The 18,232-nt window shown below is 64.2% G+C and carries 13 protein-coding genes; 3 read left to right on the forward strand and 10 right to left on the reverse strand.

What is annotated here, in order from left to right:
• Window positions 1-12: 12 nt before the first annotated feature.
• Window positions 13-4,011, reverse strand: coding sequence for a response regulator (locus AT984_RS18625; protein ID WP_058721384.1), 3,999 nt, complete (start codon window positions 4,009-4,011; stop codon window positions 13-15).
• Between the two features lie 130 nt (window positions 4,012-4,141).
• Window positions 4,142-5,473, reverse strand: coding sequence for an aminotransferase-like domain-containing protein (locus AT984_RS18630; RefSeq protein ID WP_058721385.1), 1,332 nt, complete (start codon window positions 5,471-5,473; stop codon window positions 4,142-4,144).
• Between the two features lie 244 nt (window positions 5,474-5,717).
• Here AT984_RS18630 and AT984_RS18635 point away from each other — a divergent pair, with 244 nt between their 5' ends.
• Complete coding sequence (locus AT984_RS18635; protein WP_058722457.1) at window positions 5,718-6,575, forward strand: DMT family transporter; 858 nt, start codon at window positions 5,718-5,720, stop codon at window positions 6,573-6,575.
• Between the two features lie 7 nt (window positions 6,576-6,582).
• On the opposite strand, the gene AT984_RS18640 is transcribed toward AT984_RS18635, so the two are convergent.
• From AT984_RS18640 to AT984_RS18655, 4 genes are all read right to left on the reverse strand, one after another.
• Entirely contained in the window at window positions 6,583-8,658 is a 2,076-nt protein-coding gene (locus tag AT984_RS18640; RefSeq protein ID WP_058721386.1) for a peptidase domain-containing ABC transporter, read from the reverse strand.
• 64 nt (window positions 8,659-8,722) lie between these two features.
• Window positions 8,723-9,976 (reverse strand): HlyD family secretion protein, encoded by a 1,254-nt coding sequence (locus AT984_RS18645; protein WP_058721387.1) that lies wholly within the window; start codon window positions 9,974-9,976, stop codon window positions 8,723-8,725.
• Between the two features lie 73 nt (window positions 9,977-10,049).
• Entirely contained in the window at window positions 10,050-10,232 is a 183-nt protein-coding gene (locus AT984_RS18650; RefSeq protein WP_058721388.1) for a hypothetical protein, read from the reverse strand.
• Between the two features lie 135 nt (window positions 10,233-10,367).
• Complete coding sequence (locus AT984_RS18655; protein ID WP_058721389.1) at window positions 10,368-11,087, reverse strand: helix-turn-helix transcriptional regulator; 720 nt, start codon at window positions 11,085-11,087, stop codon at window positions 10,368-10,370.
• 251 nt (window positions 11,088-11,338) lie between these two features.
• Between AT984_RS18655 and AT984_RS18660 the strand changes: the two genes are divergently transcribed.
• Window positions 11,339-11,629, forward strand: coding sequence for a hypothetical protein (locus tag AT984_RS18660; RefSeq protein ID WP_058721390.1), 291 nt, complete (start codon window positions 11,339-11,341; stop codon window positions 11,627-11,629).
• Between the two features lie 72 nt (window positions 11,630-11,701).
• Here AT984_RS18660 and AT984_RS18665 read toward each other — a convergent pair whose 3' ends face one another.
• From AT984_RS18665 to AT984_RS18680, 4 genes are all read right to left on the reverse strand, one after another.
• Window positions 11,702-13,603: a sensor histidine kinase gene (locus AT984_RS18665; RefSeq protein ID WP_058721391.1), complete on the reverse strand. Its 1,902-nt coding sequence runs from the start codon at window positions 13,601-13,603 to the stop codon at window positions 11,702-11,704.
• Window positions 13,604-14,049: 446 nt separating this feature from the next.
• Complete coding sequence (locus AT984_RS18670) at window positions 14,050-15,261, reverse strand: ABC transporter permease (protein WP_058721392.1); 1,212 nt, start codon at window positions 15,259-15,261, stop codon at window positions 14,050-14,052.
• A complete protein-coding gene (locus tag AT984_RS18675; protein WP_058721393.1) occupies window positions 15,258-16,079 on the reverse strand; it encodes an ABC transporter ATP-binding protein in 822 nt (273 codons plus the stop codon). Before AT984_RS18675 ends, AT984_RS18670 begins: the two co-directional genes overlap by 4 nt.
• Complete coding sequence (locus tag AT984_RS18680; protein WP_082680377.1) at window positions 16,076-17,611, reverse strand: alpha/beta hydrolase; 1,536 nt, start codon at window positions 17,609-17,611, stop codon at window positions 16,076-16,078. Before AT984_RS18680 ends, AT984_RS18675 begins: the two co-directional genes overlap by 4 nt.
• Before the next feature lie 241 nt (window positions 17,612-17,852).
• Here AT984_RS18680 and AT984_RS18685 point away from each other — a divergent pair, with 241 nt between their 5' ends.
• On the forward strand, window positions 17,853-18,203 hold the full coding sequence (locus AT984_RS18685) for a PspC domain-containing protein (RefSeq protein ID WP_058721394.1): 351 nt from the start codon (window positions 17,853-17,855) through the stop codon (window positions 18,201-18,203).
• The last annotated feature ends 29 nt before the right edge of the window (window positions 18,204-18,232 follow it).

Below are 18,232 nucleotides of genomic sequence, written 5' to 3' on the forward strand. Positions count from 1 at the left end.
CTTTTTCTCCATTCAATCCAGGGGATGACCGGCTTGTTCAGCCGCAGCCTTCAGCGCTGCCAAGGCCTCTTCAAAGTCATAGCTGCCAATGGCGTTCTCCAGCTCCCGGTAACCGTGCCCCAGCAGGGCTTGCAGGCTGGCTTTTTGCTCGGCAAACAGCTGGCCGGCCTCGGCGTCATCGTCGGCCAGCAGTTGGGCCAGGCGCTGGACCAGTTGCTGGCTTTCATCGCTGCCCCACTGGATGTCGGCGGCGGGATTTGCCGCTTCTGAGTCCTCATCCAAGCCTTCGTGCAAGGCGGCCATCAGGATCGCCAAGCTCGCTTCAAAGTCGACCAGCAAGGGGCGCCAGATGGCTTCAGGCGCCCGCTTGGCCAAGGCCTGTTCCAGCGTGGCGGCCGTGGCCTGCACCGCATCGGCGCCGATATTGCCCGCCAGACCCTTGCTGGTGTGGGCCAGGCGCTCGGCCGTTGGGAAGTCGGCCTGCAGCAGCGCCGCCTGGATTTGCGCGGCGGCCGTGGCCTGGTTGTTCAGATAGCGTTTCAGCGTGGCGAGATAGCGCTCGGGCTTGCCCAGCACGCGGCGCAGGCCGGATTGCACATCCAGGCCCGCAATCTCCGGCAAGGTGATCGCCGACGAGGCTGAGGCTGAACCCGCCAGCGGCTGGCTTGAATTGGCTGCCGGCGCCGCGCCAACCGAGTTCGTCGCTGCCGCCACCTGGGCTGGTATCCAGTGCAGCAAGGCCGCCCACAGCGCGTCCGGCTCAATCGGCTTGCTCAGGTGATCGTTCATGCCGGCCTGCAAGCAGCGCTCGCGGTCGGCTTGCATGGCATTGGCGGTCATGGCCAGTACGGGCATGTCGGCCAGGGCAGGGCGCTCGCGCAGCAAGCGGGTGGCGGTCAAGCCGTCCATCACGGGCATTTGCATGTCCATCAAGACCAGGGCGTAGGGCTTCTTGGCCAGCATGTCCAAGGCGATGGCGCCATGCTCGGCCACTTCGACCACAAAGCCCGCGTCGGTGAGCAGATCGGAAATCACCTGCTGATTGAGCTCGTTGTCTTCCACCACCAAGATACGGGCGCCGCGCCGGCTCGCTAGCTGATCCAGCAAAGCATCGGGGTTGGCTGTGTTTGGCTTGCCGCCGTCGGGCAGCGCGTCGCTCAGCAGCCGAATCGCGGTGTCAAAGAGCATGGAGGCGCTGACCGGCTTGATCAACACATCCTCAATCCCGGTGGTGCGCGCCTGGCTGACTACCTCCTCGCGCCCATAGGCCGTCACCATCACCAGCTTGGGCGCGGCATCTTTTTGCTCGACTTGAATGCGGCGGGCGGCCTCGATGCCGTCCATGCCGGGCATCTGCCAGTCCAGCAGCACCAGCTCGAAAGGCTCACCGCCTTCTCGGGCTTTGTCGATTTCCTCAAGCGCCTCGGGGCCGCTGGCGGCCTGCGCGACCCGGAAAGTCATGGACTCCAGCAAATCGTGCAGCACGCTGCGGGCATGGGCGTTGTCATCCACCACCAGCACCCGGCGGTCGCGCAGATCGGGTTGAGGCATATAGCTGGGCGGCAGGGCTTGGCTCTTCTTGAACTCAGCGGTGAACCAGAAATTGCTGCCGACGCCGAGTTGGCTGCTCACGCCGGTCTGGCCGCCCATCAGCTCGGCAATTTGCTTGCAGATGGCCAAGCCCAATCCCGTGCCGCCGTATTTGCGAGTGGTGGAGCTGTCGGCCTGCTGAAAGGCTTGGAAGAGCAGGGCTTGTTGGGCCTCGTCCAGGCCGATGCCGGTGTCCTTGACGGTGAAGCGCAGCCGCAGGCGATCGCCCAAGTCTTGCTCGACCCGAACGACGATGCTGACCTCGCCCACCTCGGTGAACTTGATCGCGTTATTGGCGAAGTTGACCAGCACCTGGCCGAGCCGCAAGGGGTCGCCGCGCAACATGGCGGGCACATCCTTGGCCACATCGAAGAGCAGTTCCAGGCCTTTGTTGGAGGCCTTCTCGCCGACCAAGTTGGCGAGGTTGTCCAGCACCTTGTCCAGCTCGAAGTCGAGTTCTTCCAGGCTGAGTTTGCCGGCCTCGATCTTGGAGAAGTCGAGGATGTCGTTGATGATGCCCAGCAAGTGGCGACCCGCCTGCTGGATCTTGCTGACATAGTCCATCTGCCGCGGGTTGAGCCCCGTCTTCATCGCCAGATGCGACATGCCGATGATGGCGTTCATCGGCGTGCGGATTTCGTGGCTCATATTGGCCAGGAAGTCGGCTTTCATCTTGGCCGCCTCTTCCGCCAAATCGTGGGCCTGCTTCAGCGCCAGCATGGCGGCGTGGCGCTCGGTGCTGTCATAGAACCAAGAGATATGGCAGGGCTGGTCCTGATAGTCCAGATTGAGTGAATTCAACAAGACCCAGAAGGGCTGGCCGTCGGGCCGCTGAAACTGCACTTCCTGGTCCAGCACATCTACGCCCGTGCTCAGGGTGCTCAAAAAGTGCTCGCGAGCGCCGGGCTCGGTCCAGAACTCGGCGAAGTTGTGTTGCTTGACCTCGTCTTCGCTCAGGCCCAAGAGGCGAGCCAGCTGGCGATTGCAAAAGTGCACCACGCCGTCCTTGCCCACAATGCCCACGCCAATCGGGCTGTCTTGCAGAATAGCCAAGAGCCGGGCCTCGTTCTCGGCCAGCTGCGCGGTGCGCTGCGCCACCTTGGCTTCCAAGGAGTGATTCATCTCCGCCAACTCGGTGGTGGACTGCAAGAGCCGCTGGCGCATGGCTTCTTGCGCGTCGACCAGGCTTTGCAGTTCGGCAAAGCGCGCGTCGATGCGCACCGGCTCATTGAGATCCATGCGGCCGATGCGGCGTGATTCCTTGGCCAGGGCTGCCATTGAGCGGCTCAGCTTCATGGCTATGCGCCGGGCCATCAAATAGCCCAGCACGCTGAGCGCCGCCAACATCAGCAAGGCTTGCAAGATGAAGGCGCTGCCGATGCTGACAAAGTCAGACTCTGGCACCACGGTCATAACGATGTATTCAAACATGCCGGGTTTGCTGGGCCGCTGCACTCGGGCAAACCAGACGGCGTTGTTTTCCGCCGGCACGGCAAAGCGCAGCAGGCCGATGTCCTTCATGCCGCCTTGCTGCCAGGTCGCGTAGGCTGCACGCAAAACGTTGAAGGGAGTTTGATCGATGGGCACGAGCACCAGCTTTTTGACCGCCTCTGGCGTGGCCGTGCTGGGGTGCAGAGGCACGCCAATCACGCGGCCATCGGCCATCAGCACGGCGGCTCGCCCGGACTTGCCGATGCTGAGCTTGCTGGTGAAGTCGGAAAAGTCCTGCAAAGACAGGTCAAAGGCCAGGATCATCAAGCGGCCCTTGGGATCGAGCCAGCGCATCGCCGCAGAGACCACCGTGTCACCACTGACGCGATTGAGGTGGGGCGCGGTCCAGACCAATTGATTATTGTCTTGCGCGCTCAACGCGGCCTTGAACCAAGGCTGCTCCTCGGTTTGGTAGGCCTGCTCATCAATCCGTTCTTCTGCGCGCTTCAAACTGGGGTCGTGCGTCACCCAGCGGTGCTTGTGTTCTCCATCTGCCTGAACGATGTGATTGAGCCAGCCGCCATCCTCTTCCAATTGGTGCAGGCTCAACTCTTGGCCCTGTGCCGTGGCCAGGTGAACGGTATCAACCAGTGGGTGCTCCAGCAGCAACTGCTTCAAGAGTTGGTCAAAAGCCAGGGGCTTGTCGATGTCGAGCAAGCCGCTACGCCCCCAGCCGCCAGCAATCACCGCCAGTTTGTTCAAGCTCGCGGTGGCTTCGTTGATGCGGGCCTCCACCTGGCTGGACGCGCGCTCGGCATCGGCTGCCGCCAAACTGATCAGCAATGGCCGCGCCTGCAGGAAATAGAACAGCAAGCCAAAGGACGCAACCGCCACAAAAAGCAAGCCCAGAATCTGCGTTGCCAGGCGCAGACGCAGCGTTGGAAGCTTGTGTGCAGCGTGTTCCAAGTCAGTGGTTTCTGGCGCTTGCATCGTGGTTCGAGCTAAGAGGGTGCTGGGCAGTATTTCATAGGTCTAGGTCGCTTCGCCCCGAGCTGCCTTTGTGGCTTTGTTCTTTCTGTGCTTTGGGCCTATTCACCCCGTTTCGGTGCAAGTTCTGGCATCAATAGGCATGGGCTTCGATGGTTTTCTTGACCCGCTCCAGCGCGTCCCGCAGCACCTCCAGCGGCACCGAGCCGAGTGCCAAGCGCAGCGCTTGCGGGGCGGGGCCGGTCGAGAAGGGCTGGGCTGTTGCGACCGAGATGCCTTGGGACAAAAGCGCCATCGCGACCCGGTCGGCACGCTGCTCTTCGCGTAGCGGTAGCCAGGCGAAGTAGGACGCGGGGTGGCGGATGCAGCTCAGGTCGCCCAGCACTTCGCTGACCAGGCTTTGCCGGGCCTGGGCGTCTTGGCGCTTTTGCTCCTCCAAGCTGGCCACCGTGCCGTCCTCCAGCCAGCCGCAAGCAATCGCCGTCATCAAGCCCGGGGCGTTCCAGGTGGTGGCGCGGATGGCGCGTTCGATCTGCACCAGCCACGGCGCCGGTGCCACCACAAAGCCGACCCGCAGCCCGGCCGCCACGTTCTTGGACAGTCCGCTGACATAGACCGTCAGCTCGGGCGCCAGCGTCGCCAGCGGTGGCGGGGCATGGCGTTCAAGAAAGGCATAGGCCGCGTCCTCGATGATCAGCAGGCCATGCTGCCGCGCCACCTCGACGAGGGCCTGCCGGTGCGCGCTGCTCATCACCCAGCCCATGGGGTTGTGCAGGGTGGGCATGGTGTAGATGGCACGCACGCGGCGGCGTTGGCACAAGGCGCGCAGAGCTTCGGGGTCAGGGCCTTGGCCGGCGGCCGGCAGGGGGGCTAGCTCCAGACGATGCGTCTCGGCCAGCAGCTTGAAGCCGGGATAGCTCAGCGCGTCAATTGCCACCAGATCGCCCGGCTGCAGCAAGGCCATCACCGTGGTGGCCAAGCCATGCTGCGCGCCAGTGACCAGGGCGACTTGTTGGCCATTCACACCTAAGCCGCGTTGCTGCAGATGTCGCGCCACCGCCGCCCGTTCATGCGCGCGGCCGCCATGCGGCGAGTAACGCAGCAGCGCCTCCAGATTGCCCGCCGTGGCCAGCAGGCGCAGCGCGCTGCGCAGCAGTTCCGCCTGGCCCGGCATGGCGGGGTAGTTGAAGTTCAGATCGAGCATGCCGTCGGGTGTGGCCTGCTGGTCCAACCCATGCGCTTGCGGCAGCTTGGCCTCGCGCACAAAAGTGCCACGGCCGGTTTCGCCGCTGACCAAGCCCATGGCCTCTAACTCCGCATACACACGGCTGGCGGTGACCAGGGCCATGCCTTCCTTGCGCGCCAAATCGCGGTGGGTGGGCAGGCGGGTGCCGGGGGCCAAGCGGCCGGCCTGAATCTCGGCCGCAAAGCGGTCGACCACTTGTTTGTACCGGGCGCGCACCATGGGCAATGTATCCATGACAATTAATTGAATGTCATCATTCTCTTGCCTAGCATGGCCGCAGGCAAACCCCTCAAACCCGAGGTGGACGCCAGGCCATGCACCAGGAAAGCTCTGCGCAAGCGGGCTCGGGTGATATGGCGCCAAGGGAGCGCGTGCGGTGAAGCAGCAAGAACAAAATGGGCAGAACGCCTTGGCCCCGCGCCTTGATGGCGAACACGAGGGTGAACGTGAGGGCGGGCCCCATGTGAGCCTGCGCGGCTGGGTCAACGGCTTTATCGGGGTGCTGATCTTCAGCGCCTCCTTGCCGGCCACCCGGGTGGCGGTGCAGGAATTCACGCCGCTCTTTCTGACGGCGGCACGGGCCAGCATTGCTGCCTTCTTGGCCTTGGGCCTTTTGTTGCTGTTCAGGGCACCGCGCCCGGCGCGTCAGCAATTGGGCTCGCTGGCGCTGGTGGCGTTCGGCGTGGTCTTGGGCTTCCCGATCTTGACGGCGCTGGCCTTGCAACACCTCAGCTCCGCCCATTCCATCGTCTTCCTCGGCTTGCTGCCACTGGCCACCGCCGCCTTCGCGGTGCTGCGTGGCGGCGAGCGGCCCCGGCCGGTGTTCTGGGTTTTCTCGGTTCTGGGCAGCGCTTTGGTGGTGGGCTTTGCCTTTTCCCAAGGCCTCAGCGCGGCGCCCGTGGGCGACTTGTTGATGTTGCTGGCCATTGTGGTGTGCGGCCTGGGCTATGCCGAAGGCGCCAAGCTCTCGCGCACGCTGGGCGGCTGGCAAGTGATCAGCTGGGCCTTGCTGCTGGCCTGGCCCTTCATGGCGGTGCTGGCTTGGCAAACCCAGCCAGCGCAGTTCAGCGGCATCTCAATGCCGGCCTGGTTCAGCCTGGGCTATGTCTCGGTGTTCAGCATGCTGATCGGCTTTGTCTTCTGGTACCGCGGCTTGGCCCAGGGCGGCATTGCGGCCGTGGGCCAGTTGCAGCTCTTGCAACCCTTCTTCGGTTTGGCTTTGGCCGCCACTTTGCTGCATGAGCAGGTCAGCCCCGGCATGCTGGGCGTGACGCTGGGGGTGATTCTTTGCGTGGCGGGGGCGAGAAGGTTCTCGCGCTAGCTTGGCCTCAGGCCTGCACGCTGCGTAAATCCTGGGCGATGCGCCCGCCCTGCAGGGCGATGACACGCTGGGCGGCGGCGATGGTCTCGGGCCGGTGGGCAATGACGATTTTGGTCAGCGGCAGCTGGCGCAGTGAGGCGTTGACCTGGCGTTCCTTGTCCACATCCAGGGCGCTGGTGGCTTCGTCCAGGAACAGGAATTGCGGCTTTTTGTACAAGGCCCGGGCCAGCAGCACGCGCTGGCGCTGGCCGCCGGAGAGGCTGTGGCCCATATCGCCAATCAGGCTCTGAAAGCCCATGGGCATGGCGACGATGTCCTCAAACACGCAGGCCAGGCGGGCGCATTGCTGCACCCATTCGGCGTCGGCATCGGGGTCGAAAAAGCTGATGTTGTCGGCAATGCTGCCGGCAAAGAGCTGGTCGTCCTGCATCACCGTGCCGATGCGTTGGCGCCAGGCCGCCGTACCAATCTTTTCCAGCGCCTGCTCACCCAGCAGGATGGCGCCCGACTGCGGTGCGTGGATGCCCAGCATCAGCTTGAGCAAGCTGGTCTTGCCGCAACCCGAGGGGCCGATGATGGCGACCGACTCGCCCGGCTCGATGCGCAGCGAGCAATGCGCCAGCACCAGCGGTTCGCCGTCGGCGTAGCGGAAGCTGACGTCGCGCAACTCCAGCGCGGCGCTGTCGGGCGGCGCGGCCACCAGGGCTTGTTGCGCAGCTTCGGGCGGCGTCAGCACGATGTCGGCCAGGCGCTCGCCTTGCAGGCGCAGCATGCGCAGCTCCACCGTTTTGTCGATCAAGCCGGCCAGGCGCAGGCTGAATTGCTCTTTGTAGGCCAGAAAGGCGAACAACATGCCCACCGACAACTCGCGGTCCAGCACCAGCAGGGCGCCCAGCCAGACGATGGCCACCCGCTCCAGCCCGAACAAGAGCTTGTTGCCCACGCCCATCCAGAGGTCGAGTCGGCGGATGTGGATGCCCGCGTTCATCTGCTCCACCACCAGATTGGCATAGCTGGCGCTACGCTCGGCCTGGGCGTTGAAGAGCTTGATGGCCTGGGCGCCGCGCAGCGATTCAAGAAAGTGGCCGTTCTGGCGCGCTTCGTGAACCAAGGCTTCTTCCGAGGCCTCGCGCAGCGGCCTGAAGAAGGCCCAGCGCAGCCCGGCATAAGCCGCCACGGCCAGCATTGCCACCGCGCTCAGGCGCGGGCTGTAAACCCACATCATGGCCAGCGTCAGCAGCACCATGGCACCGTCCAGCAGCGCTTCGGCGAACTGGGTGGAGAAGGCGCGTTGAATCGTCTGCACGCTGCCGAAGCGCGACCAGATATCGCCGATCTGGCGCTTTTCAAACCAGTCCAACGGCAGCCGCATCAGATGCGCAAACACCTGGCTCAGCCACTGCACATTCAGCGTGGCCGAGAGATACAGCACCGCCCAGGAGCGCAGCGCCCCCACGCCCACCTGCAAGAGCACCAGCAGGCCAAAGCCCAGGCCCAGGGTGACCAGCAGGTCGCGGTCGGCGCTGACCAACACCCCGTCCACCACCCACTGCAGCAAGAAGGGCGACAGCAGGGCCAGCAGCTCCAGCGTCAGCGCCAGGCCCAAAACCAGCGCCAGTGAGCGCCTCAGCCCGGTGATCCGCCCCAGCAACTGCCGCCAGCGCAGTGGCGCCGGTCGGGGCTGTGGGGCGAAGTCAGCGCCCGCTCGCAGCTCCAGCGCGATGCCGGTGAAGTGCTTGGACAAGTCCGCCAGCTTGAGCCTGCGGCGGCCATGGGCCGGGTCGATGATGTGGGCCTCGTCGCCCTGCACCCGCTCCAGCACCACGAAGTGATTGAAGTCCCAGTGCAGGATGCAGGGCAGATGCAGCTGGGCCAAATGAGCCGGTTCGGCGCGCAGGGCTCGGCTGGTCAGGCCCAGTTGCGTGGCCATGCGCACCAAGTCGGCCATGGTGGCGCCCTTGAGCGAGAGCGAGAACTGCGTGCGCAGCTGGCGCAAATCGCAATGCCGGCCTTGCGCGCTGGCAATCATGGCCAGGCAGGCCAGGCCGCATTCGGCGCCCTCGGTCTGCAGAATGACTGGCATCTGGCCGCGGCCGCGCCAGCCCAGGCTCAGGCGTTCAAGAAGGCGATGTGAGGACGAGGATGCTTCAGACACGTTGGGCAAGGCTCAAGATGGGCTCAAAAATCCACTCGATCAGGCGGCGCCGTTCCAGCATCACATCGGCATCCAGCTGCATGCCGGCGGCCAAGGGCTGGGCCTGGCCGTAAGCCGACACGGTTTGCCGGTCCAGCTTGACGGTGATGCGGTACAGCGGCTCGCTGCCCGGGCCTTGGCTCAGCGCGGCGGGCAGGTTCAAGCCGGCCAGCTCGGCCGGGCTCAGCGGTGTGCGTGAGACCTGCAGCACGCTGCCACTTTGCTGACCGAATTTTTGATAGGGAAAAGCTTGATAGCGCAGCTGCACCGCCTGCTGCGCACGCACAAAACCGACCGCGCTGGAGGGCGCGAACAGCTGCGCCAGCATCTGCGTTTGCGCCGGCAGCAAGCTGGCCAGCGGCGCCGCGCTGCTGACGCTTTGGCCCGGCTCGGCCTGCAAGGTGGACACAACGCCGTCGCTGGGCGCGCGCAGCACCAAGCGGCGCCGGCCTTCCGTTTCCAGCCCCTGCTGCTGCAAGGCGGCGAGGTCACGGCTGATCTCGCCCTGCAGCACCTGGCTGCGCAGCGGCAACTCTCGTGCTTGGGCATCTACCGCTTCCAGATCACGCTGCAGCGCTTCGCGTTGGCGCTCCAAGGCTTGGGCTTGGGCGCGCAGGCCCAGCAATTCCTCGCGCTTGCTTTGCACTTGGGCGGTGGAGATGAATTGATCGTTCTTCAAGGCCTCCAGCCGAGCCAGCGCCTCGGCGGCCAGGCTCAGGCGTTCGGCATGCAGGGCGCGCTCGTCCTGCAACTGGCGCAACTCGCGCTGCAAGCCCAGGCGCCGCTGCGCCAGGGCGCTTTGCTGGGTTTCCAGCAAGCGCTGTTGCTGTTCGGCCGTCTGCCCCAGGCTTTGCTGGCGGGCGCTGAGGTTTTTGGCGATGTCTTCCGGCGCCTGGCTGGCGCTGTCCAGGGCCAGCACAAACAGCACATCCCCTTGCTTGACCTGCTGACCTTCGCTCACCAGCCGGCTCAGCACGGTGGCAGTTTGCGGCGCATTGATGCGCAAGACGCCGCGGTCGGGCACCAAATAGCCGCTGACCCGCGCCTTGCGGGTGTATTCGGCCGTGCTTAAAAACACGCCGACCAAGAACAAACTGCCCACGGCCGCAGCGGTGAGCAGTTGGAGCGACAGCGGTGGCAGGACTTGCACCTGACCCAGCCAGCCTTTTTGTTCTTGGCCAGCCAGGGCTTCGGGTCTGAAAAGCATGCGGACCTAGAAAAAGCGAACTCCGCTGTTGTGTTGGGATACCGCGCTTGCGGTATCGGCTGGGGGTGGCTGCTTACCAGCCGCCGCGCGGTGTCGGTGCTTCGGCTTCAATGGCCAGCACGGTGGTGGGTTCGACAATCCAGCCGCCGCGTGGGGTGCCGCCAGAAACCTGTTGCAGCAAATCAAGGCTGATTTCCACTGGGCCAACATCGGTGTTCGAGATTGTTGCGACAGGGGTTTGGTCTTGGGTGTTCATGTGGGCATCCGTTTGTTGAACTCACTCTGTTGAGTGCATGAGTTGAATTTCAACAGACCGATGCAAGTGAGGTAACTGTCAACTCTGACACTTGTCAGCGTGACTGGCTTGGCATTAATCGGGGAAAAGTGTGCTCTATCTGATCAGACCGAAACGCAGTGCTTTCAGCACCGCCTGGTGTTTGGTCGTGCAGTCGAGTTTTCGCATCGCATTGCTGATGTGAAGAACCGCTGTTCTTTCCGAAATACTGAGGATGGTGCCGACTTCCCAGGCGGTCTTTCCGTCCATCGTCCAACGCAAAGCTTCAAGCTCGCGAGGCGTGAGGTGCATTTTGGGCGATAAAGCACCTTGGGATTTTGGCAAGACTACCCGCCAAGCCGCTTCTTGCGCGTAAACGGCAAATAGTTGTAAGTCGGCGACCAGCCGAGTCAGCTCGACAGCGTTGCTCGGCAGCGGATCGCTCCGATCCATGCCAAACATGAAATGCCGACCTTCTGGCATGTGGAGGGCGAGAGCGATGCCGGTCCTGTAGCCAAACTGTGCCTGTTCTTCCCAGAGATCAGCCTGACCGCAGGACGCGTAAGTAGTCTGATTCCAGATGATGGGGACGCTTTGGCGTTTGCAATGCTGAGTGACTGGGCAACGCCGCCAAGTGTCGCGATCTTGGAAGTGGGTGGAGTAGGAGTCCGGTGTGTTGTCCACCGTTTCAAAGTCGGAAACGCCCAGGGTATGGTCGACCACCACCGTGGCTGACACCGTCGCAAAACCCAGACCCTGCGCAAAGCGAATGATTTCGCTGCGGAACTGGTCGCGGGATTGGGCCTCGAGTACCGATTGGTAACCCCCCTGCAGCATCGCATTCGTCCAAATTTAGGCGGATCGTTCGTGATGCATCGAACGAAAGTGCCGTTGTTCCCTGACAAGGTTTACAGCTATCGAATTACGACAAGTGTCATCACACTTGTCATATTCCAAGCGTGAGCGCTTGAGCTTTGTTCCCTGCCTCAATTTTCAGAATTGTTCTTATGACCCCAGCTTGGATTGTGTACGCGTGGCCACGAGTTTTGTGTAAGGTATTGCATGTGCATCAACTACAGTTCGCGCATTTGAGCACTCAAGTGTTGGTTGCCGGCGACGCCAATCGCCCAGCTCTCGGGCAAACCCTGTGGCAAGGTGACGACGGTAGCTCGCGGGCCGGTGTGGCCTGGGATTGGGTCAGCATGTCGGAAGGGGTGGTGGCCATGGTCGACCCGATGGCTTTGATCACCAATGTGCAGTTCTTGACGCCGGCCGGCGAGGTGCTGGCGCCGTTTGAATCAGCGCGCCAGCTCAACGAGATCGTCCATGCCTTGCCTTGGCAGCATGAGGTGCAGCGGGCCTTGTCGGGGCTGCACTGAGGCTGAACCGCAGCGCGAGACTTTGGGATTCAGCTGAACGGCACGTCACCGATGCGTTTGAGCGCGCAAGCCTCAACACTTGATCCATAGCGTCACCCGAGTGCCGCGGCCGAGTTCGCTCTCGATCTGCATATGGCCGCCCATCAAATCCAGCAATTCGCGGGCGATGCTGACGCCCAGGCCGGTGCCGGGGATGTGGCCGGAGGTGTCGACACGGAAAAAGCGCTCGCCCATGCGCGCCAGGTTTTCGGCTGAGAGGCCAATGCCACGGTCCTCGATCTGCACGCCGAAATGCGGCCGGCCTTCCGGGCCTACAGCTGCATTACTGGCATCACTGCCATTGCCGAGCCGGATTCCGTTGGCAATGCGCTTGCCGGTGGAGGCTGGCCGCTGCGCTTGCAGCAAGCGCACCGTCACCAGCCCGCCCTCGGGCGAGTATTTGTAGGCGTTCGATAAGGTGCCCAGCAGAATCTGCTGCATCTTCTGACGGTCGATGCACACCAGCATCGGCGGGTGCCCGGCATCGCGCGCTTCCAGCTGGGGCGGCTCGCGGCCTTGCGGGGGTTTGAAATCGTTGAGCGTTTCGGCCACCACCGTCGCCAGGTCCAGGGTTTCGAACTTGAAGTCGCTGGCACCGCGCGCCTCGATGCGGGCCAGGTCCAGCAGTTCGTTGAGGATATTGATCATCAACTGGCATTGCCGGTAGATGCGCGCCAGCATGGATTGACGTTTGGCCTCGCTCATCTCGCGCTCCAGCATCAGCTCGACGTAGCCAAAAATGCTGGTCATCGGCGTGCGCAACTCATGCGCAGCCAAGGCCAGGAACTCTGACTTCATGCGGTCCAGCTCATGCTGGCGGGTCACGTCACACACGAACAAGACCCGGCTGACCCTGGCCGATTGGCTGTGCTGGCCACTCAGCGCCAAGACGCGCGGGCGGTCGCCGATCAAGCTCAGGCTGGTCTGGCGGGCTTGCTTCTGAGCATTGAGTGGGTCTGGCGGCGCGAAGCAGGCGGCCAGGCCGGCGAACTCCTCGGCATCCTGGGCGCGTGCCAGCAGCAGGGCTTCCAGATGCGTGTCGGTCTGGCCCAGCAGCTCCTCGGCTTGCAAGCCGGTCAAGTCAAGAAAAGCGCGGTTGGCGAATTGCACCTGGCCGTGCTGATCAAAGGTGAGCAGGCCGTCGCGGCTGAGCGCGAAGATGGCGCTCAGTTGCTCGTTCTGCGCCTCCATCTGCGCCTTGTGGGTTTGCTGGCGCTGCATGCTGTCTTTCAGCACGATCATCTGCTGGAGCAGCAAGACCGAGGCCTCGTTGAGGGCTCGGCCCAGTTCCACAAACTCAATCGGCCCGGCCTCAACGGGTTCGGTCTGGCCGCTGGCATCGGCCAGCTCACTGGCGAAGCGGCGGGCCTTCTCCAGCGCGCGCATCGGCCGCTTCAGCAGGGCGTGCAGCAGCATCATGCACAAGACCACCAGCAACGCAGCCACTGCCAAAGTCTCGCGCCAGACCTGGGCCTGAACTTCCCGCAGGGATTGCAAGTCATAGTCCAGCTTGACCCAGCCCAAATGGCGCCCGGCCATCACCGGTTGCCAGATCTCGAGGTGCTTGCCATCGTCGGCGAGCTTGGCGCTGAACAGCGGCTGGGTCGGCAGCACCATGCCGGCGCCATTGCTTTTGCTCTCGGTCGCCTGGGTGGCATTGGGCGTTCGGTGCAGCTGCGCCATCACCTGACCTTTGAGGCCCAGAATGCTCAAGGCGCCCACACTGTCAAAGCTGGCATAGCTTTGAATCAAGGCTTGCAGCTCGATATAGCCTCTGTCGCTGCGCAGCAATTCCGCCGTGGCCACCGCCAAACTATGGGCCAGCATGGCGGCCTGTTCGCGCTTGTCCTGCAGGGCCTGATTGCTTTGCCGTTGCGCGGTGATGGCGCCTTGAATGGCGGTGGCCAAGACCAGCAAGACCGACATCAGCAACATCAGCCGATGTTTGAAATGCCGAGGCCAAAGTCTGCTCAGTGCCAGGTTCTCAGCCATTGTTGCTTGCCGGAGCCCGGCCGTTCAGTGCAAGTGGGGCCGCGGTGGCCGGTGGCCTGTCGCAAGGCGCGCCGCGCAGCCTGAAGCTCTGCGCATAAATGCGTCAAGCTGCGAGCAAGTACTGGACAAGAACATGCAAGCCTCCCGAAGCTCGGTGCGCACTCTGATCCTGGGCGCCAGGGGCGGCTAGCAAGGCCTGGCCCGAGCGTAAATTTGACCGGCATCTGTTTGCGCGGCAGATGCCGGGCCATTATGTGCATGAGCCTTGGCTCACGACAATGGCCAGCATTCCCGTACCTGGCCCCAAGCCGGTGCGGCGCTAGCCTAGCGCCGGGTCCGCACTGACCGAAAAGGGGCGGCACGCGCCCTTCTCAGTGTTGGGCCGAGTGCTACTTGGCTACCGCGCCGCGCATCGAGCGCGCCACAAAGATCAGGCTGGTCACCGTGAGCAACAAGCCCACCAGCACGCCGGGCAGCACCTGGGCGGCGGTCAGTGCCTCGCCCTTGAGCACCAGCATCATCAAGGTGTTCTGCGACAGGCCCGGCACCCACAGATACCAGGGCGCGTCACCGCCCGGGTTGAGCAGGCTGACCATGGGTGCCAGCGCCACCAAGGTGATCACCAGGGTGCTGCTGGCCTGCGCCTCCTTGAAGCTCTTGGTGCGAATCGCCATGGCCATCAGCAAGGCGCCAATGCCCGCCGCCAGCGGCAGCTGCAGCAAGAAGAACACCAGCACCTCGTAGCTGCCGAACTGGAACATGGCTTGCAGGCTGTCATTGCCCAAGAGCCACTGCGCCGGCAAAAAGCTGAGGTTGGCCAGCATGGCCACCGCCAGACCCAAACAGGCCACCGCGCCCCATTTGCCCAGCACCAGGGCGAACTGCTGCACCGGGTTCATCAGCAGTGGCTCCAGCGAGCCGCGTTCGCGCTCACCCGCGGTGCTGTCGAGGGCGGACGTTAGCGCGCCGTACAAGACCGCCATGATGATGAACATGGGGATCATGCCGGTGATGCGCGCGGCGCGCGCCTGGGTGCTGGCCAGGTCACGTTCCTCCACCAGCAGCGGCTGCAGCAGCTCGGTGGAGACGCCGCGCAGGGCCAGATTGAGCGAGGCGCGTTCGCGGTTGAAGCCGCTGAGCAGGCGCTGGATCGGCGCCATGCCCGCGCCGGCGCGCTGGTTGGCGCTGTCGCTCACCAGCTCCACCGTGGGTTGCTCGCCGTGCAGCAAGTCTTGCTCAAAATCCTTGCCGATCACCAGCACCGGCTCCAGCAAGGTGTTGGCGCGCAAGCCGGCCTCGTAGTCTTTGGGTGCTTCCTTGATGGTGTAGGTCTGGCGTTCGATGTAGTTGCGCAGGGTGGGGGCGTGCTCCATGCCGGCCACCAGAATCTCGCGCTTGTCGGCACGGGTTTCCAGCGAGGAGATCAGGCCCGAAATTGCCAGCAGCATCAGCGGCCCCATCAGCACGGCGGGCACCATCAGGCGCAGCAGGGTGCGGCGGTCGCGCAAGGCGTCGATCACCTCTTTGAAGAACACGACGCGGAAGTTGCGCCAGAGGCCGCTGGCCGGTTTGTTGGGGGTGTTCTTGTCCTCGGTCCTCATGCGGCCACCTCTTCAGAATTGCCAAAAGCCAGTTTCACGAACGCGTCTTCGAAGCGGCGCTCACCCGCCAAGTCCAGCAGCTCGGGCACCGAGCCCTCGGCCACGCTGCGGCCCTTGGCCACCACCACCACGTGCTCGCACAGCTGTTCCACCTCTTGCATGATGTGGGTCGAAAAAATGATGGTCTTGTTGCCGCCAGCGGCGGAGCGCAGATGCCGCAGCGCCTCGCGCAGCGAACGGGTGGCCAGCACATCGAGGCCATTGGTGGGCTCGTCCAGCACGATGTTGGCGGGGTCATGCACCAGGGCGCGGGCCAGCGCGGTCTTCATGCGCTCGCCCTGGCTGAAGCCCTCGGCGCGGCGATCCAGAATGTGCGTCATGTCGAGCAAACGCGCCAGTTCAGCGGCACGGGCGCTGGCAGCGTCTTCCTCCATGCCTTGCAGGCGGCCGAAGTAGATGATGTTCTCGCGCGCCGTCAGGCGCGGGTAGAGGCCGTGGGCGTCGCCCAGAATGCCCATGCGGGCCAGCGCTTCGCGCGGCTGGCTGGCCACGGCGATGCCGTCCACCGTGATGCGCCCGCTGTCGGGTTGGAATAGGCCACCGAGCATGCGCAAGGTGGTGGTCTTGCCGGCGCCGTTGGCACCCAGCAAACCGGTGATGAGGCCGCTGGGCGCGATCACCGTCACATTGCTGACCGCATGCACGATCTGCTTGGGCACGCGCTTCAGACCTAGGCCCACGAGCAGGCCTTGCTTGCCGCCGCGACCCGAGCCACCGGGGGCAACGAACTGTTTGCTGACGTTTTCGATCTCGATCATGAGGCTTCCTTGGCGGTGGCGGCTGCCTGTTGTTGCTGCTGCGGCTGAACGGGCAGGAAGGCAGGTGGGCGTGGAATCTTGATGGCGCAGCTGGCGTCCTGGGGCAGGGCGGCGCTGTCGGTTTTGGCGTCGATGAAGCGGAACAGCAGCTCGCGCATGCAGCCCAGGCCCATCACGCCGTGGCCAGCCTCGGGCACGACGATGTGCTGGGCCTTGGCACCCAGGGCCTTGGCCGCGCGTTCACCGTGGCGGGGCGGGGTGGCGGGGTCGGCGCCGCCGCTGAGCAGCAAGACCGGTGACTGCGCTGGCGGCATGCTGTAGAAGGCCGGCGGCACAGTCGCACGCGGCCAGTTCTTGCACACCTGGGTGTAGAGCTGGGCGTCGTTCAGGCCGAAATCGGCGCCGGGCTTGTCACTGGCTTGGGCCAGGCGCGGCACATCTTCGGCGCACACCACCGAGAAGTGCATGCCTTCGGCCAGCTTCATGCTCTTGGCCGAACCGAGGCTGCCGCTCAAACCCAGCAAGCCCTCGAACTGGCCCAAGTGCGCGGCGTGAATGGCGGCGGGCAGGGCAGCGGCCAAGGCCGGTGCATAGAGCGGCGTGCGCACCGCTTGCAGCAGCTGGGCGCGTTCGAGCGTGAAGCGCTCGGCCTGACCGGTCAGCGGGTGCTTGACGCTGATGCTGCGCGGCAGGCTTTGCAGCAGGCCTTGCCATTCCTGGCGCAGCTGGGGGAATTGCTGCGCGCAGCTTTTGTCCTTGGCGCAGAAGTCCAGCATGGCGTCGAGCGCGGCCTGGCCGTCAACAGAGAAGCTGGCCGGCAAGATCATGTCCGGCGGGGCCACGCCATCGAGCACCGTGCGCCGCACCTGGGCCGGGAACTGGCGCTGATACTCCAGCGCCGCGCGGGTGCCGTAGGAGCCACCGATCAGGTTCCACTGCGGCGCGCCGAGGGCCTGGCGCACGGCCTCGAAGTCCTGCACGGCGATGCTGCTGCTGTACTGGGTCAAATCACCGTGTGGCAGCTGGCTCAACTCAATCCTGCATTGTTCCAGGCGTTTGAGCATGGCGGCTCGGTCCAGGGCTTCGGCCAGGGGCAGCTTGCTGGCATCGGCGCATTGCAAGGGGGCGGACTTGCCGGTGCCGCGTTGGTCGATGAACACCAGATCGCGCCGATTGTTCATGCGGGCCAGGCGGGGCAGCACCATGGGCGCCACGCTGATGGCGCTTTGGCCGGGGCCGCCGGCCAGCATCAGCACCGGGTCGGGCTGCTTGTTGCGGGCCATGGCCGGCACCACCAGGAAGTGGATGTCGATCTGCGTGCCCTGCGGCTTGCTGGGGTCCAGCGGGCGCTTGATGCTGCCGCATTGCAATTCGTTGGGCACGCCCTCGACGCGGCAGGCTTGGGTCGTCGCGCGTTCGGCGGTGGTGGCGGGGCTGGCTGTGGCCGCCTGCGCGGCGGCTGCTGCCATCGTCAGGCTCAGCAGGCCGCTCGTCCAGTGCTGCCGGCCGCGTTGGCGGGCTAGTCTTTTCATGCCATTCATCTGCTTGTTCTCCACTCCAGCTTGGGATGGGGCGGATTATGGGCACGCTGCTCGGGCCTACAAGGCATAGGCGTTCAATGGGCAATTGCGCGGATGAATGGCCCTGGGCCCGGATGAATGGGCCGGCGCTGACCGTTCGCGCCGGCCAAGCGGCAGTCTGTCGCATGGGCTGGTCGGAGGCGGCTGAAAGCTTTAGGCTAGCGCCATCAAAATCAATCGGAGGGTTGTTTCCATGTCCATCAGCGACGAGCTGGCCAAATTGGCCGAACTGCACGACCGTGGCACTTTGTCGGCCGAGGAATATGCGCGCGCCAAAGAGCGGGTGCTGGGCGGTGGCTCAGGCGGCACTGCGGGCGCCTCGGCAGGTTCTGACTATTTCGCGAGCAATGGCATGCCGGCCATCAACGAGTTCAAGCGCAGCCGCGACGACCGCTGGCTGGGCGGCGTGTGCGGTGGCTTGGCGCAACTCACGGCCACACCGACCTGGCTGTGGCGGCTGATGTTCAGCTTGCTGACCATCTGCGCCGGCAGCGGCGTGCTGGTCTATCTGCTGCTGTGGATTTTTGTCCCGGAAGAATCTTAGGACTTGCGTGACAGACCGCCCGAACGGAG

This window comes from Paucibacter sp. KCTC 42545 (genome assembly GCF_001477625.1).
GTDB lineage: Bacteria > Pseudomonadota > Gammaproteobacteria > Burkholderiales > Burkholderiaceae_C > Paucibacter_A.

Coding starts and splice junctions, on each gene's coding strand:
- AT984_RS18625 (WP_058721384.1), bottom strand. CDS start 4,011: ATGCAAGCGCCAGAAACCACTGACTTGGAACACGCTGCACACAAGCTT.
- AT984_RS18630 (WP_058721385.1), bottom strand. CDS start 5,473: ATGGTGCGCGCCCGGTACAAACAAGTGGTCGACCGCTTTGCGGCCGAG.
- AT984_RS18640 (WP_058721386.1), bottom strand. CDS start 8,658: ATGCCAGTCATTCTGCAGACCGAGGGCGCCGAATGCGGCCTGGCCTGC.
- AT984_RS18645 (WP_058721387.1), bottom strand. CDS start 9,976: ATGCTTTTCAGACCCGAAGCCCTGGCTGGCCAAGAACAAAAAGGCTGG.
- AT984_RS18650 (WP_058721388.1), bottom strand. CDS start 10,232: ATGAACACCCAAGACCAAACCCCTGTCGCAACAATCTCGAACACCGAT.
- AT984_RS18655 (WP_058721389.1), bottom strand. CDS start 11,087: ATGCTGCAGGGGGGTTACCAATCGGTACTCGAGGCCCAATCCCGCGAC.
- AT984_RS18665 (WP_058721391.1), bottom strand. CDS start 13,603: ATGTTGCTGATGTCGGTCTTGCTGGTCTTGGCCACCGCCATTCAAGGC.
- AT984_RS18670 (WP_058721392.1), bottom strand. CDS start 15,261: ATGAGGACCGAGGACAAGAACACCCCCAACAAACCGGCCAGCGGCCTC.
- AT984_RS18675 (WP_058721393.1), bottom strand. CDS start 16,079: ATGATCGAGATCGAAAACGTCAGCAAACAGTTCGTTGCCCCCGGTGGC.
- AT984_RS18680 (WP_082680377.1), bottom strand. CDS start 17,611: ATGAAAAGACTAGCCCGCCAACGCGGCCGGCAGCACTGGACGAGCGGC.
- AT984_RS18685 (WP_058721394.1), top strand. CDS start 17,853: ATGTCCATCAGCGACGAGCTGGCCAAATTGGCCGAACTGCACGACCGT.